Origin of the sequence: Capnocytophaga sp. oral taxon 863 str. F0517 (assembly GCF_000466425.1) — a bacterium.
Taxonomy (GTDB): domain Bacteria; phylum Bacteroidota; class Bacteroidia; order Flavobacteriales; family Flavobacteriaceae; genus Capnocytophaga.
Genome location: NZ_KE992083.1, coordinates 1 through 24,855 on the forward strand (window position 1 = coordinate 1; position 24,855 = coordinate 24,855).

14 protein-coding genes and 1 pseudogene are annotated in these 24,855 nt (G+C 43.0%); 8 read left to right on the forward strand and 7 right to left on the reverse strand.

Annotation, left to right across the window (positions count from 1 at the left end):
- The 7 genes and pseudogenes from HMPREF1551_RS00005 to HMPREF1551_RS00035 all read right to left on the reverse strand — a co-directional run.
- Positions 1 to 6,070: pseudogene (locus tag HMPREF1551_RS00005) on the reverse strand (hypothetical protein); the annotation flags it as partial.
- A 226-nt stretch (positions 6,071 to 6,296) separates the two neighbouring features.
- On the reverse strand, positions 6,297 to 8,309 hold the full coding sequence (locus tag HMPREF1551_RS00010) for an OmpA family protein (RefSeq protein ID WP_021626918.1): 2,013 nt from the start codon (positions 8,307 to 8,309) through the stop codon (positions 6,297 to 6,299).
- Positions 8,310 to 8,337: 28 nt separating this feature from the next.
- A complete protein-coding gene (locus tag HMPREF1551_RS00015) occupies positions 8,338 to 9,267 on the reverse strand; it encodes a type IX secretion system membrane protein PorP/SprF (protein WP_034543929.1) in 930 nt (309 codons plus the stop codon).
- 276 nt (positions 9,268 to 9,543) lie between these two features.
- Positions 9,544 to 11,004 (reverse strand): peptide MFS transporter, encoded by a 1,461-nt coding sequence (locus HMPREF1551_RS00020; protein WP_021626920.1) that lies wholly within the window; start codon positions 11,002 to 11,004, stop codon positions 9,544 to 9,546.
- Between the two features lie 28 nt (positions 11,005 to 11,032).
- A complete protein-coding gene (locus HMPREF1551_RS00025) occupies positions 11,033 to 13,201 on the reverse strand; it encodes a S9 family peptidase (protein ID WP_021626921.1) in 2,169 nt (722 codons plus the stop codon).
- A gap of 138 nt (positions 13,202 to 13,339) precedes the next feature.
- On the reverse strand, positions 13,340 to 13,570 hold the full coding sequence (locus HMPREF1551_RS00030) for a DUF6341 family protein (protein ID WP_021626922.1): 231 nt from the start codon (positions 13,568 to 13,570) through the stop codon (positions 13,340 to 13,342).
- 44 nt (positions 13,571 to 13,614) lie between these two features.
- Positions 13,615 to 14,535, reverse strand: coding sequence for an ABC transporter ATP-binding protein (locus HMPREF1551_RS00035; RefSeq protein WP_021626923.1), 921 nt, complete (start codon positions 14,533 to 14,535; stop codon positions 13,615 to 13,617).
- 94 nt (positions 14,536 to 14,629) lie between these two features.
- On the opposite strand from HMPREF1551_RS00035, the gene HMPREF1551_RS00040 reads away from it, so the two are divergent.
- The 8 genes from HMPREF1551_RS00040 (at position 14,630) to HMPREF1551_RS00075 (ending at position 24,852) form a co-directional block, all read left to right on the forward strand.
- A complete protein-coding gene (locus HMPREF1551_RS00040) occupies positions 14,630 to 16,765 on the forward strand; it encodes an LTA synthase family protein (protein WP_021626924.1) in 2,136 nt (711 codons plus the stop codon).
- Positions 16,766 to 16,892: 127 nt separating this feature from the next.
- Positions 16,893 to 17,576, forward strand: a complete 684-nt coding sequence (locus HMPREF1551_RS00045; RefSeq protein WP_021626925.1) for a hypothetical protein — start codon at positions 16,893 to 16,895, stop codon at positions 17,574 to 17,576.
- Between the two features lie 80 nt (positions 17,577 to 17,656).
- Positions 17,657 to 19,396: a MutS-related protein gene (locus HMPREF1551_RS00050; RefSeq protein WP_021626926.1), complete on the forward strand. Its 1,740-nt coding sequence runs from the start codon at positions 17,657 to 17,659 to the stop codon at positions 19,394 to 19,396.
- A 25-nt stretch (positions 19,397 to 19,421) separates the two neighbouring features.
- On the forward strand, positions 19,422 to 19,946 hold the full coding sequence (locus HMPREF1551_RS00055; RefSeq protein ID WP_021626927.1) for a gamma carbonic anhydrase family protein: 525 nt from the start codon (positions 19,422 to 19,424) through the stop codon (positions 19,944 to 19,946).
- A gap of 54 nt (positions 19,947 to 20,000) precedes the next feature.
- Entirely contained in the window at positions 20,001 to 22,748 is a 2,748-nt protein-coding gene (gene uvrA, locus HMPREF1551_RS00060; RefSeq protein WP_021626928.1) for an excinuclease ABC subunit UvrA, read from the forward strand.
- A complete protein-coding gene (locus HMPREF1551_RS00065; protein ID WP_021626929.1) occupies positions 22,745 to 23,308 on the forward strand; it encodes a 5-formyltetrahydrofolate cyclo-ligase in 564 nt (187 codons plus the stop codon). The genes uvrA and HMPREF1551_RS00065 overlap by 4 nt, the downstream gene beginning before the upstream one ends.
- A gap of 128 nt (positions 23,309 to 23,436) precedes the next feature.
- Positions 23,437 to 24,159: a membrane lipoprotein lipid attachment site-containing protein gene (locus tag HMPREF1551_RS00070; RefSeq protein WP_034543932.1), complete on the forward strand. Its 723-nt coding sequence runs from the start codon at positions 23,437 to 23,439 to the stop codon at positions 24,157 to 24,159.
- Between the two features lie 114 nt (positions 24,160 to 24,273).
- Positions 24,274 to 24,852: a PhnA domain-containing protein gene (locus HMPREF1551_RS00075; RefSeq protein WP_021626931.1), complete on the forward strand. Its 579-nt coding sequence runs from the start codon at positions 24,274 to 24,276 to the stop codon at positions 24,850 to 24,852.
- Positions 24,853 to 24,855 lie beyond the last annotated feature (3 nt).

A 24,855-nucleotide genomic window follows, 5' to 3' on the forward strand; every position in this document is an offset into this window, starting at 1 on the left:
GACGACCTTTAGCTGCTTTGATCTCAAACTCAGCAGAAAGCTCGGAGGTACAGCCTCCTTGAGTGGCTTTTACCTTATACTTGCCTGCTGCAAGGCTGGTGGTAATCTTACCTGTACCATCCACTAAAACGGTTCCCGTTCTACCATCATCTGATTTGACGAAAGTATAGGTTTTCCCTGTGGCATGGTTGGTAATCTCGGCTACGGTTGCGCTGGTACAGCTTTCCGCTGTCAGGGTAAGGGTTGGCTTATCTGGCACTGGCTTCTTAGCAGCTATTGTAAAGGTCGTTCCTACTGATTCGCAACCATCCTCCACGGCTTTGATTACATACGTGCCCGCCTCGGAGATACCATTGATAGTACCATTGGAAGCCACCGTAGCGCTCACTAAGGTTCCCCCTTTGGTCACCCTGAAGGTAATTCCGGCAGCATAGCTGCTGCGGTTGCTCACCTTAGCGGTGCTTACTGTACCACAGCCCGCTGCCTGATCTTGGTCAACAGTAGGTTTGGCAGGAGTAGCGTTGGTTTTTACCGCTATGATGTTACTCAAGGTTTCTCCACAACCTGTGTTCTTTACCTTTACATAATAGTACTTGATACCAGCTGCATTGGTTGGAGGTGTAAAGGTTGGGCTACTACCCTTTTGAGTACCGTTATAGGCATTGGTAAGACTCTCATACCACTCATAAGTGAGAGTACCTGCCACGCCATGGGTATTGACCACCGCGGTAAGAGTGGCAGCGGTAGTACCTGTACAATACGGATTGGTAGGAGCTGTAAGCTGAGTGATACTTGGTGCTGGTTTTACAGTGAGTTTCACCTCTTGGACAGACTCACAGCCACCGTTAGGACGGGTTATCTTGAGCTTATACTTGAACTCAGTAGTGGCCGTTAGCTTATCCCCTGTATAGGTAAAGGTAGGAGTAGCTATATTGGTAGCAGAGAGGTAGCTTAGGGCATCAGCTGGGGAGACCGCCTCCCAAGTATAGGTTTGGTAGGTAGGTACCCCTGGCTTGAGTGCAAAGGTATAAGGGTTGCTCTCACAGCCATTCTGATCGTCCATCAGACCGGTAATTGTCTCCGGTGATGGCACAGCTACCTTCACATCGCTACAGAGACAGTTGTTGTCCTTGTTGCGAATTACTAAGTACAAGCGGCAAATATCGGTATGTGGCAAGAGCTTATCGTGTGTAAACTCCTGCTCTCCATTGATTGCCAATGCTGCCCCATCGGTGAAAGTATCTACTAATTCACTATCCTCCAAGACCCCATCGTTGTTGGCATCCTTATAAAGGGCTACCTTGAGGGTAGTATTATGAGGAGTAGTAGTACTGTTGTTCTTCACCTTATACTTGAAGGTTACTTTCTCCTGTCCTGCGACAATCTCGGAAGTGGTCTTCACCTGAGTGATAGCCAACTCGGCACGCTCGGTATGGATATCTACTTTTTGCTCTGCTCCTGTGATAATAGTTACATCATGACATATACTAGGAGAAGGCAAGAGCGGACAAGCCAAGTTGGTAATCTTATCAGTTGTATAGTACTTGAGCTTAGCAGCCTGGTCACAATCCTGAGCAGGAATATTCATATCCTGATATACTTCTAACTCATATTCGAAATAGTGACCATTTTTAAGGTTTTGAGGTATCTGTATCTCTACTTCCGTTTCATCTCCTATAGTATTATAAGATACAGTAGGAGGAGAAACAGGATAAGTTGTAGTGGTAGGTGGCAGTCCAAGATTCGTCTCTGTATAGCCTGACGGCGTATAGGTGGCCATAAAAGAGCCTATCCTGTACTTAAATCCTTTAGGCACACGAATATAGAGGCGACCAGTTGCTCCAGTTCGCTTGGCCGAACCAGTGATATTGATTTGGGTACGTCCGTGATAGCGTGCTCCTGTACCGCCCAAGCCTGCACAGATATTGGCATTGCCAGAGAGGTAGGTAAGGCTATTGGTTGTCGTATAGTCGGAGTTAGCCCCTATAATTCCTGCGACCATCTCCTCGGTCTTCTGACCGGTGGCAGCCCCTCCACAGAAATTCTCCCCTACGATATCAATATCAAAGGAGGAACCAATGTTAAAGTTACAAGTAGGCAAGACACTGAAGGTAAGTTTCAGTTGCTGCTTATTAGGGTTCGCCTCATTGAGCGAGCCTGGGAGCTTGCCCCCAGGGAGGATGTCCTCTAGCTTATAGGTGGTAACATCCCCATTGCGCTCTATTCCTATATGTTTAGGATTGGAGACTATGGTATCATATACAACCCCATCGTATTCTACCTTCACCTTGCGAATGGTAAGCCCTGGTTTCTTGCGTACCACCAAATTGGCCTTGAAGATATCTCCTGTTCCTGCACTCTTAATGGTATAGGTATAGGGGGTATCCTGACACATAGAGATTTTATTGTTGTCTAATCCCTGATGTACATAGCCAGGCTGTCCTGGGTTGGTATTGGCAGCAGTGATCTGCTTTTGGGCATTGGAGAGTATAACCGTAAATTCTTTATAAGCATCTGTTCCTGAAGAGGTAGCACAAGTAGTGCGGTAACCTCCTGTAGGGTAGCCCGAACAGTTCCAACCTGCATAGAGCTTAAACTTAAGAGCAGATGTATTACAGCTAGTAATTTTGAACTTCACTGTATAGTACTTCTTAGTAGATGTAATAAGTTGACTTACGTGGAACATCTTTTCTCCTGAGATCGTCTGAGGTGTAAAGGGAGTACCTTGAGGAACCCCTGCTGCATTGGTTTCCTGTAGGCTAACTACTTCCATACCTGGCACATCGGGTATAGAAACCCAAGCATAAAATGTATTAGGTTTTCCCGGCGGTACTGATAGGCTAAAGCGCGCCTCCTGCTCAGTCGCATTGGCAATAAAGGAAAGTCCCTGCCCCTCTGCATTGATGACAAGTTGTGGCTTATTGCTGTACCAAATACGTTGCTCAAAACCTTTATTCACAACAGGAGCTGGTTCCGTGGTTTGGGCATAGTGGTAATAGTAATCCTCATATTCTACCTCAACACTAGCTTTCTGACCCGCCGCATTTAGGGCTGCCTGTTTTTTTGCATCAGTATCATCGGACGGAGCAAAAATACTAGTAGCTTCTTTTGTACTACAAGAAGCCTGTATAATAGGTTGTAGGTATTCCGCATAGGCTCCTTTCATTGTTACCATTCCCGGAGGGAGGTAGTGAGCATCAGCTGTATTGCTAGGGTTGGTATAGGTATATACACGCTCGGTCCCTTCGCTCATTGTCCATTTGCTTAAAGGAATAAGAACTGAAGGCCTATTATTATTAGAAACATCCGAAGGAACTGCATTGTAACTATACGTCACCTTATCCTTAATGATACGGTATGAGAGCGGCATCTTGATTGTGATTTTCTTAATACGCCTACCAGGACGGTATTCTCCCGTAAAATTATCCGTACTAAGTGTGGTACGTGTGGAGTACATTATATTACCTCCTATAGCATATTCATTACAAGCTTCAGGGTTAAACTGATTGGATGCTAATTTGGTATAGGTTTCTATGATGTTAAAGACAGGAATGAGATCCACTCCACAGTGCTGCTGGGCAGTATGGAATCCTTGAGCATTCACATTGGTATCGGTCTTATCATCCAAGGAATAGAAGAAGGAAGTCTGTCCCGATTGTATATCCTTAGCATAAGTACTACCATCTGGAATATTAGCATTCATCACTTGGTAAGTTGCCACTACGGAAAAGGTCTGACTAGCAGCCAACACCCCTGCAGGGAGCGCAGAAGTAAGCTTCCAAAGGAAGTATTTTCCTTGGGTATCTTGGGTACGGGAAACCACCGCAGAAGCCTGTAGGGTGGTCTCATAGCTACCTACCTTTACCTTGATACTCTTGGGTTCAAGCTCGGCAGTTTTGGCTACAGCCATATAGTAATAGAGGTTGTCGGTAGGCCCTGCATTGGACTGTTGGCCTTCGGAGATCACCTCTATATGATCCAAATATAAGGCACGGCGGCGCTGACTGGCCGTTACAGCAGTACGTGCCACCCGCTGGGTCATAGTAGCATCCGTCCATCCATAGGAATCGTCGGCGCGTTCTACTTTGGTGGAGAGCATCTGTGGCCCTTTGAGAGCACAGGTAGTCGTAGGACATCCCATACTGATGGCCTTGGTTACACATACCCGAGGAATCTCACAGAAAGTGCCATCCCCATTCTTATCTAAGATAGAAATACGATATTCCAAATTGCCTGTTGTACCCACTCCTGTACAGTCAGAAAGTTCTAACTCATAAGCGATATAGCCTGGTTTTCTATTGTTTTTTATATCATCAAGGGTACCTACCGGATAGTTGGTGGTCAGGGCGGTATAGTCCAGTACCCCTCCTGCAGGCACATCCGCAATAGCTACCGAAGGAACCGTTCTATCATTGGGGTCTTGCCCATAATAATAGCGGATGTTGGTCATCTTCACCCCTTGTGGCAATTTGGCATAGTAGCGATAGCGTATTTCATTATTCGTCCAGGGCTGTCCCTTATACTTCTGATAAGAACTAAGGTACCCATAGGAGAGCATCAGATACCCCTCTATTGCCTGATTCTTTACCAATTGGGTCGGCGGAACAGAACCATCGGTAAAGGTAAACTCACGTCCAAAGTTCTGTGGGTTGTATAGGGCTCCCCTCTTTTCTTGGCCACAAGCATTTTCAAAGAAGCTCGTAATCACATCGTTTAAGCTAAAATTAGTAGCAATATTAGCACAAGTAAAGGTTGCTGCCCCTGTTTTGGTCTTCAGATCATAACAAATCCTTAGTGTCGCATCCTTCTTAAGATCATCGGCAAAGCCATCATTATCCTCATCGGTAAGCCCTACATCCTTTCCTGCTAAAGCAGTTACAGACAACGCTGCCAAATCATTAAGATCCAAAGTGATATCATTAGTCCCATTCCCTGGACTCAGCAGAATTTTGGTATTATCTGCGGCAATAATATTTATATTGGTAGGAATATAATTGCCCCCCGTTAATATGCGAATTTTATTCTTATAGGCTGTAGAATTATCAGTAGAAGTATTTTTATAGCCTATATAGGAGGTACCGACTACCGCTCCACAGAGGCCATCCTTCCACTCAAAATAATTCTCTTGGCTACCGGTCTGCACCGTAGTGGTATTCACTGCCTCCAAATTCACTGTCCTAGATGCAGGCGTGTTAATTCTATCCTTCCAATACAATTCCGTAGCAGAAGGCCCCCAATAAGGGGTATAGTCAACCTGCTTGCTATTTGATTCACAAACCTTTACCTTGTATTTCTCCGTAAGGGTAATGGTCTCATTAGCAGCAAAGCTGCCTGCCTTGGTGAGCTTGTATAAGTCCTTGCCTTCAGAAGGGAGACCCTTGCCGGTAGGGACAGTCCCTACTGCTGTAAGGGTATAGCCTGAAGGAGCAGTAAGGCTTACCTTCTCTATACCCGCTGGATAAGCCACTGAGAAATAGATCTCCTTAAGCTTAAACTCACTAGTATTTGTAACAGTGAAGCTATGGGTATAGGTCCCTAGCGCCTCGGTAACGGCACCTGCATCCAAGGTAATCTGCAATATAGGCCAGTTAAGCTTGTAAGCGGTAGACTTTCCATTGCTACTAGGCCCCGCAGGGGTTGCCGAGACATTGTCAAAGAACTGCACCCCTGCACTGGTAAAGCTGGCTAAGGCGGCCTGAGTGACCTTTTTCTTTACGGTAAAGACCAAAGGTGCCCCCGCGGCACCTGTTACGGTAAAGGTAGGTGCCTTGTTATCAGTATCTCCTGTCTTGCGTACCACTGAAATGGCACCCGCTCCTGGAGCTACAGAGACATACTCCAAACCAGTGGCGAAGGTTACTTTCACCTCAGCGGTAGGAACCCCTACCGGTAAGGTAAGGCCTACCTCCAAGTCCATTTGGAAGTTTGTATCGGCAAAATCCACCGAAGCAGGCTTAGGCGTTACAGAAGTAACCACTACCTGCGCTCTGAGCTGCCCAAAGGAAGCTAAGAGGATACATACCGATAGATTAAAGAAAAACTTTTTGAAATTATTCAGCTTTTTCATCATTATGGATAATTTATAATTTCTCAAGGGGCAAAGGTAGTACATTTTTTTGATTTATTTTGATTTCAAAATCTTTTTTTTCCACATAAAAGAATAAGATTGTTAATAAATAGTGACTAGTGACAAGTGACAAGTGAGTAGTGACTAGTGACTAATAGACTGTGGAAAGAGGTAAAAAACGGCAATAGGTTGCCCTATTGCCGTAAAAAATATAAACTATGAAAAAATTTTACATGGCTGTGATGATGAACTCACTACGTCTGTTCTGTTGGTGTTCCTCTTCAGAGCAACGAACGCCATTTTTACAACGGTTTACGAGTTGTGTTTCTCCATATCCCTTAGCGGTGAGTCGGCTCTTGTCAATACCCTGGCTGATAATCCAAGACATAGTAGCTTTGGCACGCTTGTCAGAAAGTATCAAGTTGGCCTTATCAGAACCACGGCTATCGGTGTGGGAGCGAATAGAGATCTTCATAGTAGGATGATCCTTCATGGCCTCTACGATCTTAACCAATTCGGCAGCAGCATCAGGACGAATGTCGTACTTACCAAGGTCAAACTTGATTTCTTTGATTTGGAAAATCTTAGCTAAGTCATCTCCTTTTTTGAGTTTTTGCTTAGTGGTTTTCATCAAGATTTCTTTCTCAATGATTTTGCCTTTTTCACGGATGCTTACTTGTTCTTCTACCACTGCATAGTCCTTGCGTTGCGCTCGGAGGAATACAAAGGTACCATCGCAATCCACCGTTTGAGCACCGAAGTCGTATTCTCCGTTGGCTTTGTTATCAATCTTAGTGATTTCTTTTTGATCACTATCGGAAAGAGTAAGGGTCACCTCGCCAAGGACTTCTTTGGTATCTATATCCTTAACAATCCCCTTGATTGTTTTTTTACAATCGAACTCTAATGGTCTGTTTTGTACAAAGTAGTAGATATCGTCTTTACCTTTCCCACCAGGACGGTTGGAGGAGAGGAAACCTATATTTCTTTTTTCATCAAGGATGAAGGCGAAGTCGTCATCAGGCGTATTTCCAGGACGACCAATGTTCTGTAATCTCTTGAGAGAGCCATCGTTTTCTATTTTCACGGCGAAGATATCCAATCCTCCTAAGCCAGGAAGTCCATCAGAGGAGAAGAAAAGTACATTGTGCTCGGAGACAAATGGGAAAGTCTCTCTACCTTCAGTATTGATGACATCTCCTAAATTTTCAGGCTTGCCATACACTCCCTTTTTGTGATTCAGACGTACGCGGAAGATGTCGGACTTACCATGAGTACCGTTGATATCAGCGGCAAAGTAAAGGTATTTTCCATCAGGAGAGATAGCAGGGTGCGCCACGCTATAACCTGTTACATTGAAAGGCATGCGTACTGCTTCTGTCCATTCGCCATTCTTTCGGATAGAGCGATAGATCTCCAAGAGGACTTTTTCCTCTGCTTTTTTTCTTTTTTCTTCTTTGGAAAGAGGCACTTCGTAGTTACGAGTGAAGTAAACGGTATCCAAGGTACGGGTGAATACTGGGCTGGATTCGTTAAGGAGAGTATTGAGCTTAGGAGCAAATTCTTCTTCTTTGGTAAGGTTTCCATCACTGAATTTCGCTCTGTAGAGGTCATAGTATCCCTCTCCAGTCCAGTTAGAAGTACCACGAGAGGACTTCGGTTTGCGGCTTGCAGTATACACGACTTCATCTTTTCCGTAGAAAGCGGTACCATATTCTGAATATTCAGTGTTAATTTCAGCAGGCTTGATAGTTAAGCGACCAGAGTTATCTTTGATTACTTGAAGGTAGTCAGCATGTTCCTCCAATTTACGAGCGCGGAGGTCATCTTTACCGGTTAATTTCATGAATTGCTCCAAGATTTTTTGAGCTTCGTCATAGCGTTCTACTGATTTGAGACATTGTGCATAACGATAGTAGTATTCTGGAGTAATGTTATAATTGTTAGCTGCATTTTTAGTTCCTTCGAAGAGCTTATCATACCATTTCAAGGCTGTAGTATAGTCCGCATTGAAATAATAGGCATTCCCTAAGTTTTCCAAGATATTTTGGTCTACGTAACCTTGTTCGGCAATACGCTCGTATATCTTGATAGCATCCACATAGGCATATTTGCTATAAAGCTCATCCGCCTTTTTGATTTTGCTTTCGTTTTCTTTCTTCAATTTTTCCTTATCTTCCTGCGCGAAAAGGGCAGAAACGGAGCAGAAGAGCAGAAAAATAGTGGTTATTCTTCTTATCATTTTTAATTATATTAATTGATTAGTTACATTAGAAGAAACGAGGAGAGATGATCTTTTGAATATCTCGGTAGAACTCGTAACGGAGGAAGATCTCGTGAGATCCATAGTTGTATTTGTTTATTTTGGTTGTTTCCCAGTCGAAGGCATATCCGATGAACCAGTTCCTATCAATTTGGAAACCTGCCATTGCACTCACAGCAGCACTCCAACGGTAAGCTAAACCGACTATAAAACGCTCATCGTACATGAAGTTACCAGAAAGATCAACCTGCAAGGGGCTTCCAGATACCATTTTCATCAGGGCAGCTGGCTTGAACTTGATATCAGAAGAAAGGTCGAACACATAGCCTCCCATAAGGTTGTAGTGTTGTTTTTCATTAATATCAGTAATCTTTCGCTCATCAGTCTTGGAGAAGGTTTTGGTATCCAAAAGGTGAGGAATAGAGAATCCTACATAGTAGTTTTCCCCATAGTAATATACCCCTGCTCCAATATTGGGCAAGAAGGTATTGGGTTTTCCTTCGAAAGAAGCATCGGCTGGATACATAAGGTTGAGCTTATCTCGATCGAAGTTGTAAAAACCTGCTGCTGCCTTTAGTCCGAAAGCGAGCTTAGAGTCTTCGAAATCCAAGGTATAAGCGAAGTCCCCCTCTATGATATTGGTTGACTGCGGGCCTATACTCTCATGATAGATAGCTGCTCCTACTCCTATATTCTTTTCTTCAAAGGGAGTATGGAAACTCAAGGCTGCTGTCTTAGGGGCTCCATCTAGGCCTACCCACTGATTGCGATAAAGTGCAAAAATACTAGTACTCCCACGAGAACCTGCATAGGCAGGGTTGATCATCATCGTGTTGTACATATACTGGGTGTATTGGGAATCCTGTTGTGCAAATGCTTGATCTCCAAGCAATGCTACTCCTAATAACACCACTAAACGCATTCCTTTTTTTAACATATTCTTTTCGTTTAAAAGTGTGCAAAGATACAATAAAAACAAACGATTATACAAATATTTTGCGTTCATATTTCACTTTTTTTCACTCCTTTTTTCAAAACTCACTGTAAATCAGAAAATTAAGGATAAAAAAGTTATTAACAATCAAAAATAATTCTCTATTCTCAATTGTTAATTGTTAATTAGTAACTAGTGGTTTGTATTAATGAGCAATGACAAGTGACTAATCCTCTTGTGGGCATTAATCACTCGTCACTGGTCATTAGTTACTTTTTACTATCTAACACCATGCATCATACGCTCTATCACCTTATTAAGGGATACCATAAGGATACCCAATACCATTACAAATACAGAGATAGAAGCAAATACAGTACTAGCTCCTAATTCTACTACATAAGAGGAGATGAGGCCAGCAAGCATATTGGCAAAAGCGGCTGCCATAATCCAAACCCCCATGAATAAGGATGCAAAGCGTGCAGGAGAAAGCTTAGTTACGATAGAAAGCCCCACTGGAGAGAGGGAAAGCTCTCCTATGGTGTGGAGGAAGTAAGTGAGAATCATCCAAATCATACCGGCCTTGATCGTAACATCGGTATTGTCTACGATGTTAAGGCCTCCTTCCCACATAGCTCCTCTTTGGAAACCTGCAATGAGCATAAACCAAAAACCTATTCCTAAGACGATCAGGCCAAGACCCATTTTCAAAGGGGTATTGAGCGCTTGTCCTAAGCGTGTGTTCCAAAAATAAGCAAATACAGGAGCTAAGACAATCACAAAGAAGGGGTTGATCATCTGTAGCCAAGCGGTAGGCACTTCGAATCCGAATACATTTCTATCTATATACTTATTAGCATATAAGTTAAAAGATGCGCCTGCTTGTTCCATACCAGCAAAGAAGAAGACAGCAAAGAAGAAGAAAATAAAAATCACTGCAATGCGTTCTTTTTCTTGTCGTGTAAGTGGTACCTTTACCTCCTCGGTGTTGGATTGAGCAGCTTTGGCAGCTCCCTTAGGCTCTATTCCTATATTTCCTAAATACTTATTACTTAGAAAGACAAACAAAAGTTGCCCCACGAGTACCCCTACCGCAGCGGCTAAGAAACCATAACGATAACCATGAGTGATTTGAGTCACTCCATTGGCATCTAGATAAGTGGTTGCAAATACGTTGTCTGCTAAAAGACCAACGATCAGGGGCGCCATCACTGCCCCTAAGTTGATTCCCATATAGAAGATAGAGAATGCCGAATCCAAACGCTTGTCACCTGGCTCATACAAGTCCCCTACAATAGAAGAGATATTAGGTTTGAAGAATCCATTTCCGATAATCAGTAAGAAAAGCCCTGAGAAAAGGCCAATTCTACCTATGAGCTCGTTGTGCTCCAATTGTTCAGGAGTAAGATTGGCCGCAGTAGAGGTGAAGAGTTCAGGCGCAAAGAGTAAAAACTCAGCCACTACCATAATAAAGCCTCCTATAACGATAGACTTACGCTGTCCTAAATAGCGGTCGGAGAGCCACCCTCCAAAGAGTGGAGTGAAATAACAAAGCCCTGTGGCTATACCATAAACTGTAGTACTAAATTTTTCATCGTAACCCAGCCCTCCATTGAGCCAAGTAGCAGTGAGGTAAAGCACCAAGATACCGCGCATCGCATAATAGCTAAAGCGCTCCCACATTCCTGTGAAAAACACGAGATAAAGCCCCGCGGGGTGTCCTTTTTTTTCTGTATTCATTATCTGTCTAATTAAATTATGTTATGTGTTATAAATTATTCAATATGAATTGGGTCATTTTCTGATATAGGTGATGGCGTGTATTGCCCCCGTAGATGCCATGGTCTTTGTCGGGATAGATTGCCCACTCAAACTGCTTGTCATACTGCACTAAGGATTCGATCAAGCGCATAGAGTTCTGCACATGTACATTGTCATCGGCAGTACCATGCACCAAGAGGAATTTTTTATCCAAGTTTTTAGCATAGGTAAGGGGGGAGTTGTTATCGTAGCCCTCAGGATTCTCCTGTGGGGTCTGCATATAGCGCTCAGTATATACGGTGTCATAGAAACGCCAGTTAGTCACTGGAGCCACAGCAATAGCCATTTTAAAGACCTCGCCTCTTAGGATACAGTTAGAAGCCATGAAGCCTCCAAAGCTCCAGCCCCAAATACCGATGCGATTCTTATCTATATACTTATAATTACCCACAATCTTAGCAGCTTCCACTTGGTCTTCCAATTCATATTTTCCTAATTGCTTGTAAGTACATTTCTTAAAGGCTGCTCCTTTGTAACCTGTACCACGTCCATCCACACAGAGAATAATATAACCTTTCTGAGCCAACATATAGTACCAAAAATCATCAAAACCAGAAAAGGAATTATGCACCTGCTGGGAGCCCGGCCCTGAATACTGACACATAAAGAGTGGATATTGCTTGTTTTCGTCAAAATCGGCTGGCTTGATCATCCAAGCGTTGAGTTTGTCTCCATTTTTGGTAGTTAGCTCAAAGAATTCTTTAGTCGCTTTTTTATAAGTGGCTATTTTTTGTTCCAATTCGTTATTATTGAGAATTTCTTTCACCACTTTTCCTGTCTTGCTATCATTAAGTGTATAGCGGTTAGGTGTTTTTACGCTTGAGAACTCATTGATAAATAGAGAAAAATCAGGGCTGAAGGTAGCCTCATTGGTACCTATCTCTACGGCCAAGGCTTTTTTGTCCTTTCCGCTGAGGGCAATGGAATAGATTCCACGGTTGATAGAGCCTGGTTCAGTGGACTGATAGTAGATGCGCTTATTTTTAGGGTTATAGCCATAATAAGCAGTTACCTCCCATTTCCCTTGGGTTATCTGGTGGAGAAGCTTACCATTCTTGTCATAGTGATAGAGGTGGTTATTCCCATTTTTCTCGGAGGAGATGATAAAACTATGGTCATCCAAGAAGGTCAGATCATCGGTGATGCTCACATAAGCCTTATCCACTTCATGATATACGGAATTAAGACGCTTGGTGGTAGCATCTACAAAGAGGATATTAAAATCGTTCTGATGCCTGTTGAGGGTTTGGATACTAAGGGTATTGGCGTCTTTCGTCCATTGGATACGCGGAATATAGTAAGCGTTAAGAGGAATTTGGGTGGCCTTCTGTTCTTTTACTTCATATAGATAGAGGCTCACCTGAGAGTTTTTCTCTCCTGCCTTAGGATATTTGAAAGTGTTTTGAGTCGGATAGAGCTGGGTCCCATACATATCCATAGAGAACTCCGGCACCTGGCTTTCATCAAAGCGGATATAAGCCAGCTGAGAGCCATCAGCATTCCAATCGAAAGTTCTTACAATGGCAAATTCCTCCTCATATACCCAGTCGCTCACCCCATTGATAATCTTGTTCTTCTGTCCGTCAAAGGTCACTTGTTGTTCCTTTTGAGATTGGGTATCATATATATAGATATTGTTCTGATACACATAAGCCACCTTATCCCCTTTTGGGGAGAAGAGTGGTTCTTGGATTTTCTTGTCGGTGAGCTTAGTCAGTTCCTGTTTTTTAAGGTCAAATATATAGAAATCGGCCAAGAAGGAGCGCCTAAAGATGGATTCACTATTGGTAGCTATAAGGATTTTATCTTCCTGCTTATTGAAAGTATAGCTATTGATACGTCGGATCTGAGGATACTGACGGGTATCAAAGAGCGTTTTTTCTTTCTGTAGTGTAGCAAAATTATACAAATCAATAGTATAATTCAGATTTGCATAATCATAATTGAGCACTGTATATTCATTGGTAAGCTTCAGCGCGGAAAGATTTGTCATTCCTTGAGGATAGAAAGCATAATCCGACCAAATGTCCTTTAGTGTAATCAGCTTATTTTGTGCACTCACATTCAGTGAGATAGCAATCAATAAGAGCCAAAAATAATTCATTTTAGTTTTCATCTTTACTATATTTTTTGCAGCTACAATTTTACGTTTTTTTTTCGAGATAACCGATTTTTTTTTGCTTTTTTTCTACTTTAACAAAAAAGCGACCTGATGCTCAAGTCGCTTTGATACCATTGTTCAGGCAGCTTCCTTTTATTTGAAGTAAGAATGAGCAGTAACATCGGTGCGTTCTGTTCCTTCTTTTGAGAATTTTATCAATTGTTTTACCCAATAGAAGAAAAAGCCAAACAAGACCACTATCATAATCCAAGTAGCGATGTTGGCTCCCCACCAAGAAGAAAGCTCTAAGTGTCTTAGATAGTCATAAGGTGCAAAAGCTATTTCTTCAAAAAAGTACTTGATGCCTTTGAAAAATGCAGTCATAATCTTTTCTCTTTTTTAGTGGGGCAAATATACAACTTTTTTTATTAACTACCTATTTCTAAGCAAACTTTTTTTTCTTTCTCTACGCTTTCAGTATGCTTTACATAGATGGTTCCTTGTGCTGCCTTGCAGCGCAACAGGTAATAGCCACCTTGAAAAAAACATTGCTCCACTTCTACTTGCCAGCAGGACTGTGGCACTATGTGGATCTGATGAGGATAATACAGGCGGGGCTCCCCTTGTACACTTAGCTTATTGACAATGTCAAAAAGCGAAGCTATGTATTCATTTTGAGTATAATATACGCTCTCAGGGGTGTCGATAAGTAGCTGTTTGCCCTCTTTTATGACCATAATCTTGTCAGAGAAGCCCAAGGCTTCTTGGCTCTCATGAGTCGCTATGAGGGTGGTAATATGGTGTTCCTTGACAAAGTCAAAAAGGTTTTGCCGGATATGATGCTTTAGAAAGCTATCGGTTTGGCTAAAGGGTTCGTCCAAAAGAAGTACCTCTGGAGCCTGTGCCAGCGCCTTGGCCAAGCCCACCCGTTGTTGCTGGCCACCACTAAGGAAAATAGGTTTTACCTTGGCATAGTCCTGCATGAGGATCATCTCCAAAAGCTCGGCTATACGGGCTCGCTTCTTAGGTAGGTCTAAGTTGGAGAGGTACTTCCCCACATTTTCCTCCACCGTCATATAAGGCATCAGACCGAAATCCTGCGCTAAGTACTTCATCTGGGGGAAGCCAGGCAGTAGGTTGTAAGCTGGACCTAAGACTGGCGTTCCCTTCCAAGAAATCTTTCCTTGAGGAAGGTCAAACAAACCATAGACAGCCTTGAGCAAGGTCGATTTGCCCGAACCACTCGCTCCCACTATGGAAAGTAGCTCCCCTGGGGCGAGGCTAAAGTGAATATTCTCAAGCACTTGGGTGTCGGCATAGGCATAAGATATATTTTCTACAATAAGCATTACCTCTCTTTTTGGGGGCAAAAATAAGAATTATTTCCAAGATAGCCACTTATTCATTTGTTTGTTGTATATTTGCACACAAAAATTTATCGCTATGAAAATATGGCTTAGCAAGCTCCGACCTTTCCTCTATGTAGGTGGTTTATATATAATTATCTCTTTGATTCTTAGAATCATCTTTATGGGACATCCCATTACCACCACCTCTTTTTCATTAGGTCAAATCTTGGGAATGCTTTTGGTGGGTACCTTGAACGATGCGTTTGTTATCATCTTGGCTAATAGTATTTTGGTGCTTTACTTCCTTTTTATTGCGAATATAAAATACCAAAAGCCTTATGGCTATATTATCCTTGGGGCAATGCTCTTGCTCTTGGGTTATATAGAGTTTGTCCCCAATAATATTTTCTACCAATATGGGGGCTCGGTAGAGGAAATTGCCCTGTACTTCTTTGGGGCAAAGACCCTTTGCTTTGCAGCGATGCTCTTTGCGGGTAAGTGGCGCAAGCAAGTGCGTAATGTACTCTATTTCATTACTCTATTTATCTATACCTTTGCTATAGTGATGAATGCCGTTAGCGAATATTTCTTCTGGAATGAGTTCGGGATACGGTACAACTTTATTGCCGTGGATTACCTGATCTACACCACGGAGGTTATCGGAAATATTATGGAGAGTTACCCTGTAGTACCGCTCTTCTCAGGGGTATTTGTCGTGGTACTTGCGCTGACTATTTTCCTCTATAAAAAAACAATAGCTACCCTTGAGACCATCCCCAGCCTTAAAGAAAAAGGCTTGTTATTGGGAAGCTATGTGGCATTGTTCCTCTTGAGCTTGTGGGCTACCCCCAAGTTTGACGATATCAAGTCCAACAACGTATTTGTTCAGGAGATACGAGCCAATGGGGTCTATAAGTTCTATTACGCTTTCACCCATAGCGAGTTGGATTTCTTTCAGTTCTACCCCACCCTGCCCGAAGAGGAAGCAAGAACCACCTTTTTGAGGCATTTTAAAACATCGACAGGAGAGCCTCCAGTCCCCAGCTGTGGCGTACGAGACTATTTTTCCATTAGTAAACTCCCTTATTTTGTAGAAGGAGAAGGCAGCGAGCAGCATAAGAATGTGGTGCTTATCTCTGTAGAGAGCCTCTCTGCGGAGTTTATGGCTACTTATGGCAATACAGAGGGCATCACTCCATTCCTCGATAGCTTAGCACAAAAGAGTATCTTCCTGACCAACTTATATGCTACGGGTAACCGTACTGTACGTGGGTTGGAAGCGCTGACCCTTTGTCTACCACCTACCCCCGGGGAGAGTATCGTTAAGCGCAAGGATAACAAGAACAAATTCACCACGGGGAGTGTCTTCAAGTCCAAAGGGTATAGCGTGAAATACCTCTACGGGGGGTATAGCTATTTTGACAATATGAAGGACTTCTTCGCAGGTAACGGCTACGATATCATAGATAGAGATAACTTCACTCCTGAGGAGATTACCTTTGCCAACATTTGGGGGGTAAGTGATGAGGATATGGCGCGCAAAGCCATTAAGGAAATGAACGCCCAAGCAAAAACAGGCAAACCCTTCTTTAACCACTGGATGACCGTGAGCAACCACCGCCCTTTTACCTATCCTGAAGGTCGTATTGATATTCCTGGCACCGCTAAGTCGCGTAGTGGTGGGGTTAAGTATACCGACTATGCACTCAAACTCTTCTTTGAATTGGCTAAAAAAGAAGCATGGTTTAAGGATACGGTATTTGTGATTGTTTCCGACCACTGCGCTTCAAGTGCTGGGCGTACCGAATTGCCTTTGGATAGGTATCGTATTCCCTGCCTTATTTATGCGGACTTCTTAGAGGCAAAGCGCGTGGATACCCTCGTTTCTCAAATAGATGTGATGCCTACCGTAATGGGGCTCCTGAACTTTTCTTACGAGAGCAAATTTTTAGGACAAGATATTTTTAGCGGGTTTTACCAGCCGCGCGCTTATATAGCTACGTATCGTGAGCTAGGGTACCTCACCCCTGATTTCCTTTCCATCATCAAACCTCTAAGAGAGCAAATACAATACGAGATAAAGCCAGAAGCTCAGCAGCCCACCACAGAATTTCCTCTCTTTTATCAACAGTTCAAGATCAAAAATCCTGACGAAAAACTGATGAAAGAGTGTATTTCTGCTTATGAGACTACTTATTTTTTACTCAAAAATGGGGAGCTAAACAATTAGCTAGCAAAATGAGTCCAAAAGAAGAGGGAAGAAGTGACCTAATGCTTGCTCTTTCGTGCTATATGAACGATGGGGTTAAGGAAGTTATTATCTATGATGTATTTGTCCCCTAATAAACCCCTTATCTATGATTGATGTAGAACCCTTTATAAAAGAAGTACTTGAAAAGAAAATCCCCGAAGAGAACCTAAGGTTTTTCGGGGAGGATAACGAGGGCGTAGTGGTGGATTTCGAAACCGAAACGCACCTAAAAAGGTTCACCGTATGGAGGGATTACCTGCGTTGTGATTACGAAGCCTTGTGTATAGCTACTGATGAGCTAAGTATATGTAAAAGTCAAGAGTTTGATAGTGTAGGCAAGCTCATAAGTATCTTCAACAAATTCTATCATACCGCCTACTCAGAGGTAGATAAGTTCATCAACGAACTTTATGAGGACTACCGAGCACGCCTAATAGATAGAGAAGAAATAGCAAATATCATAAGTGAAGACTATTATAGCAATGACATAAGGGATTATTATCCGTATGAAAAATATCTTTCGCTCCTTTGGAAAGAAGAATATCTAAACGAAAAGGATATAGACTTATTAGACCTTTGTTTATTTTACCAATATATAGATAATGAGGTAGATATATTAGGGTATTTGGTAACTGGTCACGGAGGTGATACCTATGAAAAATTTGAAGCAAAAGGTACCCTTGAAGCGCTAAAGCCTAAAATACAAGCCTTTGTGGAGCGGTGCTATGCGCGCTATGAGGAGGTGATGCAAATATATTTAGAAGCTCCAGAAAGATTTAAGACAAAATAAAAGGAGTAACAGATAGCCTATAAATAGCAAGTGTGTAAAAAAACAAGATTGATTCAACCTTAATATTAATAGCCCAAAATATGATACCTACGTATAATGAAAGCTTAGCTTCAGCCCAAAAAGAGTATAATAACCTTAATGATCAATACAATCGTATGGGGCTGTTACGACTTCTTGTGATGGGAGGTATCATAGCTTTGGTATATTGCCTTATTCAGGAGCCCTCTCTTATAATGGCTGTAGCTTCTCTGCTTGCTATTGTTTCCTTTCTTCTGCTGGTGGTAAGGCATAAAAAAATAAGCACTCTTAGGGCTATTGCCAAAGCAAAGATACGCATTAATGAGCAAGAAATAGACTTCCTGACGCATCACACCTTTTTTGCTGACAACGGAAAAGCCTTTGAGGAAGATAACCACCCTTACGCCTATGATTTGGACATACTTGGTGAGCGCTCACTCTATCAGTATATTAATCGTACTCATACCTTCTTAGGCAGGAAGCTCTTAGCTGAGCGTTTGCTCCACCCCTCTACTGATGAAATTATACACACTCAAGCCCAAATCCAAGCCCTTACTCCTGACCTAAATTGGAGACAAACCTTTATGGCATACGCCCAACAAATTGACGATAGTGAGGATTTCTATACCAAGCTACACCAATGGGCAAACGCTCCTGCAAAAAGGCTTAGTAAGCTTACCCGTGTGTTCATTATCCTATCACCTATCTTGCTTGTCATAAGCCTTTTGCTAGGTTATGTAGGAAACTTTGAGGGCGCTACCTTAATTGCTAAGGTTTTAATATCTGTACATTTGTTGGTCTTTTTTTTCTTTATCGGACGTATCACCCAAGAAAAACTTGGTTTTGAGCGTACTTATGCCATTTTGTATGCTTTCAAAGAGTGCATCGCACAGGTAGAGAGGCGCTTTCCTGATAAAAATAAGCAAGCGAGTAGCCATATAGCCCAGCTTTCCCGCCTATTGGATGATTTGGACAGTGTCGCGAATATCCTCGTATCTATCCCCTTAAATATACTTACCTTCTATCACCTCCACCGATATGGCAGCCTACTTCAGTGGAAAGCCCTTCACGGAGGAGAAGTTACTCAATGGTTAGAGTCTGTCGCTGACACTGAGGTGCTTTGTAGCTTCGCTAACTTCAGTTACAACCACCCTGAGTTTGCTTATCCTACACTCAACCAAGAGTATAAGGTTACCTTTGAGGGCGTAGGTCACCCGCTTATCCGTAAAGAAGAGCGCATTACCAATGATATAGCCCTCAGTGAGCAGGCTTTTGTGCTACTTACAGGCTCCAATATGTCTGGGAAAAGTACTTTTTTGCGCACCTTAGGGGTCAATATGCTGCTTACTTTAGTAGGTTTGCCTGTATGTGCGCGTAAGGCAGTAGTACACCCATTACGTTTGTTGGCTTCTATGCGCTTATCAGACTCCCTAAGTGATGGTAAGTCGTACTTCTTTGCTGAAATCAACCGTATTCAACAAATCGTGGATACCCTACAACGTGAGCGCTGTTTTGTCCTCCTCGATGAAGTGCTCAGAGGTACGAACTCCGAAGACAAGCAACACGGAACTATTAAAATCATCGAGAAGCTACTTTCGCTCAAAGCCTTAGGAGTGCTTGCCACCCACGATATCGAAGTGTGTAACCTAACAAATCATTATCCTGAGCTCCTGCAAAACAAATGCTTTGAGTCTGAAATCAGCAAAGGGGAACTCACCTTCGATTATAAGCTGCGAGATGGAGTATGCAAGAACAAAAACGCAACTTTTCTAATGAAAAAACTAGGTATTATAGAGGAATAATATATCGTAACTAACATAATAGCATATGCCTATCATAAGAGAACTTAGGGGGAAAGCCCCCATTATAGGAAAAAACGTATTTATAGCCGAGACTGCTGTCCTTATTGGTGAGGTTACTCTCGGAGAGGATTGTAGTATATGGTACAATGCCGTCCTTCGGGGCGATGTGAATGCTATTGTCATTGGCAACAAGGTAAATATACAGGACAATGTGATGGTACATTGTACCTATCAGAAAACCTCTACCACTATCGGCAACAATGTCTCTATAGGGCACAATGCCATCATACACGGCTGTACCCTTAAGGACAATGTCCTTATCGGTATGGGAGCCATCGTCTTGGATGGCTGTGTAGTGGAGAGTAACTCCATCGTGGCAGCAGGTGCCGTAGTTACCAAAGGTACTCATATAGGATCGGGCGAAGTATGGGCGGGAGTCCCTGCCAAAAAGATTAAGGACATCTCCCCTGAACTCACCGAAGGAGAAATCAATCGTATTGCTAATGCGTATGTAAAGTATGCCCAGTGGTACCAAGAAAGTGAAGAGTAAAGCCAGCGAATACATGGAGCTGGGTATGTGGATGAATAGTGAAAAATAAAAAAAATGAAAGAAGAACAAATCCTTATCAAAGGAGCTAAATTACATAATCTTAAAGACATCAGTGTAGCTATTCCCAAAGGGAAATTAGTGGTGGTAACAGGGCTTTCAGGCTCTGGAAAATCCACATTGGCTTTCGATACCCTCTATGCGGAAGGGCAACGCCGCTATGTAGAAAGCCTAAGTTCCTATGCCCGTCAGTTCTTGGGTAGGTTGGACAAGCCTAAGGTGGATTTCATTGAGAACATCTCCCCTGCTATCGCTATTGAGCAGAAGGTCAATACCAGCAACCCTCGCTCCACAGTGGGTACCTCTACCGAGGTGTATGACTACCTAAAACTACTCTTTGCTCGGGTGGGGCATACCTTTTCCCCTATATCGGGCAGAGAGGTCAAGAAAGATACCGTCTCCGATGTGGTAGACTTTATCCTTTCCTTCCCTGATGAACACAAGCTATTACTGCTCTCCCCGATTACCCTTAGTACAGGACGTACCTACGAGCAGACACTCCGCCTATTGGAAGAGCAGGGATATGTCCGTATCAAGTATCAAGGGGAAGTGGTGCGCCTGAGTGACTTGGATTTCAAGAATGTCAAAAGTGACTTTCAGTTGGTGGTAGAGCGCATTGTAGTAGATCACGAGGAAGAGACCGCCCAGCGCTTGGCCGACTCGGTAAGTACCGCCTTCTTCGAGGGAAAAGGCGTTTGCTCTGTAGAGGACTTGACCACAGGAGAGGAACATCACTTCTCCAACCAGTTTGAAGCGGATGGGATTACTTTCTTGGAGCCTAATGTGCATCTCTTTAGCTTCAACAACCCCTATGGCGCTTGTCCTGTATGTGAGGGTTATGGTGATACCATAGGGCTTGATGAGACACTCATCGTACCCAATACCTCCCTTTCGATATATGACAACGCGATCTATCCTTGGCGTGGGGAGACCATGTCGTGGTTCAGAGATCAGTTGGTCAATAACGCCTATAAGTTTGACTTCCCTATCCACCGCCCTTGGTACGAACTTACCGAAGCACAAAAGCAGCTTGTATGGGATGGCAATGAGTATTTTACAGGGCTTACCGCCTTTTTCAAGGAATTGGAAGAAAAGAACTATAAGATACAAAACCGAGTGATGTTGGCACGCTACCGCGGTAAAACGACTTGTTATGCCTGTGGAGGTAAGCGACTCCGACCTGAAGCCAATTATGTTCGGGTAGGAGGCAAATCCATTTCTGATTTGGTCTCTATGCCAATTTCTGATTTGGTCATTTTCTTTGATAGCCTATCGCTCAAGACCTACGAACAGAAGGTCGCCGAACGTCTCTTGAGAGAGATACACAACCGCTTGCACTATCTGTTGGATGTTGGTTTGGGCTACCTCACCCTTAACCGCAAGTCCAATAGTCTATCAGGGGGAGAGAGTCAGCGTATCAACTTGGCCACCTCCTTAGGGAGTAGTTTGGTGGGTTCCATGTATATTTTGGACGAACCCAGTATTGGGCTACATCCTAAAGATACGGAACGCCTTATTCACGTACTCGAATCCCTTAGAGACATAGGCAACACCGTCATCGTCGTGGAGCACGATGAAGATATTATGAAAGCAGCCGACTATATCATAGATATAGGCCCCGAAGCGGGTACCCTCGGCGGAGAAGTGGTCGCCACAGGCACCTATGAGGAACTCCTCAAGGCTCCTACCCTCACGGGGGAATACCTTAGCGGTAGGCGCACTATAGAAATACCTAAAAAAGCGCGTACCTCCAAGCACTTTATCGAAATCAAAGGCGCTCGTGCCAATAATCTAAAGAATATAGATGTTACTTTCCCCTTGGATATGCTCACGGTAGTAACCGGTGTATCAGGTAGTGGCAAGAGTACCTTGGTGAAGCATATCCTCTACCCTGCCCTTTTGCGCAAGCTCGAACAACCTACGGACAAGATAGGTGAGTACAGCAGTATGGACGGGAAGTTCTCCCATATCAAGCGCGTAGAGTTTGTCGATCAAAATCCCATAGGAAAGTCCACCCGTTCCAATCCTGTAACTTATATCAAGGCTTATGATGATATTCGTCAGCTCTTTGCCTCCCAGAAGCTCGCTAAGATGCGTGGGTATACGGCCAAGCACTTCTCTTTCAATACCGAAGGTGGGCGCTGTGAGACCTGCAAGGGGGAAGGCGAAGTGACTATAGAAATGCAGTTCATGGCCGATGTACACCTAACTTGTGAAGCCTGTGATGGCAAGCGCTTCAAGCCTGAAATTCTGGAAGTTACTTTCCAAGGAAAGAACATACACGACCTATTGGAAACCACCATTGACGATGCAGTAGCTTTCTTTACCCAGCACAAGCAGGAAAAAATCGCCCAAAAGCTCCTCCCCTTGCAAGAGGTAGGTTTAGGCTATGTAACCTTAGGGCAACCCTCTTCTACCCTTTCAGGTGGGGAAGCGCAACGTATCAAATTGGCTTCCTTCTTAGTGAAGTCCTATCAGGAAACCCCAACCCTCTTTATCTTTGACGAGCCTACCACAGGGCTTCACTTCCACGATATAGGCAAGCTACTACGCTCCTTCAATGCGCTGATAGAGCGCGGGCACTCTATTATCGTGATAGAACACAATGTAGAGGTCATTCGCCGAGCCGACTATATCATAGACTTAGGCCGAGAAGGTGGAGCACTGGGAGGAAACCTCGTAGCCACAGGTACCCCAGAGGAAATTAAGAAAAACAAAAATAGCTATACAGGACAATACATATGAACAAGAAAGCCCTCCGTACCCTTTACAAGCAAAAACGAGCCACCATTTCCGCTGAGCAACAAGCTCTTTTGAGCCAGCAGATAGCCCAACAGGCTTTGAGGCTTCCCATTTGGGATAAGCAGGTTTTCCATAGCTTTCTTTCTATCATCTCTTTTGGAGAAGTGGATACCAGCCACCTTATCCGCCTTTTGCAGGAGCGTGAAAAGACTCTGGTCGTTTCTCGTACCCTAATGGAGACGGTACATATGGAACACTTTCGCTACGACCCTTCCCAGATAGAGGCCAATAACAAATGGCATATCCCTGAACCCCAAGGAGGAATTCCTATAAAGAGTGAAGAGATCGAAGTCGTTTTTGTACCTCTCTTAGCTTATGATACCAAGGGCAACCGCGTAGGCTATGGAAAAGGTTTTTATGACATCTTTTTAGAAGAATGCAAGAAAGATACTCTCAAAGTGGGACTTTCTTTCTTCCCCCCTGAACCTCTCATAGAAGACGTAAGAGAAGGCGATATCGCCTTGGACTATGTAGTAACTCCCGAGAGAGTTTTTAAGTTTTGAGTTAAGAGATAGATTGTTTAAAAAATAAATTCGTACATTTGTGTCATTATTGAAAATTGATGATGCCAATCTCAAGGACGGTTAAGAGCCTTGAAAACATAAATTTGCAACTTATAATTTATTATTTAATGAAAAAAATATTTTTATTTTTAGGAGCTATGGTTGTTCTAAGCTCCTGTAGTCCAATGAAGTACCAGGTATACACCGTAACTTCTACCACTCCGGAAGTTCAGAATAGTGGTTCGGCTTTACATTTCGAGAACGAAGATTGTAGAATCAGCTATCATTTTTGGGAACTCTATGGAAATGTCACTTTTATGGTGTATAACAAGACTGACAAAGACTTAGTCTTAGACTTGAACAAATCTTTTTTCGTAAAGAATGACCAAGCCTTTGATTATGTAAATTACAATGAACAAATCCACCCCATATCGGTCATTCCTCCTAAAACTTTCAAGGTAATCCCAACCAAGGGTATTATCAATGCCCCTTTCGCCACTTGTGATTTCCCTTTTAAGATTACTGGAAAGATAGAGAAACGTGAGATAAACTTCTCAGCCAACAATTCCCCTATTAGATTTGACAATATCATCACTTATAGTATTGATAATCAAGAAAAGCGAATCAACAATAACTTCTATATTTCAAAGATAGGCAATTACAAACAAGGAGAGGTCATGGCCTATGTCAGGGAGGAGTCTTGCGGCAAGAAAGGGCTTTCTCGAAATGTCTTTAAGGATCCAGCCCCTAACAAGTTTTTCTATTCTGAAGTAAATGAAAAAGCTGCTATAGGAACTGCCGCTTCCTTAGGGCTAATTGGTATACTTATACATGAGGTAAATAAGAAATAAGGTTAGAGCTAAATCCCTTCAATTATCAAAATTAACAATTAACCATTGATAATTAACAATTAAAAGTTGTATTTTTGCCGCTTGTAAACCCCATGTGGCAAAAATACAACTTCAATGTTATTAGATGATTTAAAAAAGCGCAGTGGGAACTGTTGCGAACTATGTGGAAGCACCACTTCTCTAAGTATCTACCAAGTACCACCCTCCAAGGTTGGAGGCGTAGATGATAGCCTTTTGGCTTGTGAAACATGTATTAGCCAAATAAATAACCCTGAAACTATGGACAGCAACCATTGGCGTTGTCTGAACGATAGTATGTGGAGTGAGCACCTCCCTGTGAAAGTGATGGCTTGGCGTATGCTAAACCGACTCAAAGGGGAGGGATGGTCTCTAGATTTGCTCAATATGCTATATCTTACGGAGGAAGAATTGGCTTTTGCCCAAGCGCTTAATGACCACTTGGAAGAAGGCGAAAAAGTCATTCATAAGGATAGCAATGGAGCTGTACTTTCTGCTGGAGACAATGTGGTACTTATCAAAGACTTAAAAGTCAAAGGGAGCAGTATGGTCGCCAAACAGGGTACTGTAGTGCGCAAGATAGCCTTAGACCCTGAAAATGCGCAATATATAGAAGGGAAAGTAGAGGGGCAACAGATTGTAATCCTTACCCAATATGTAAAGAAAACCACCTAAATA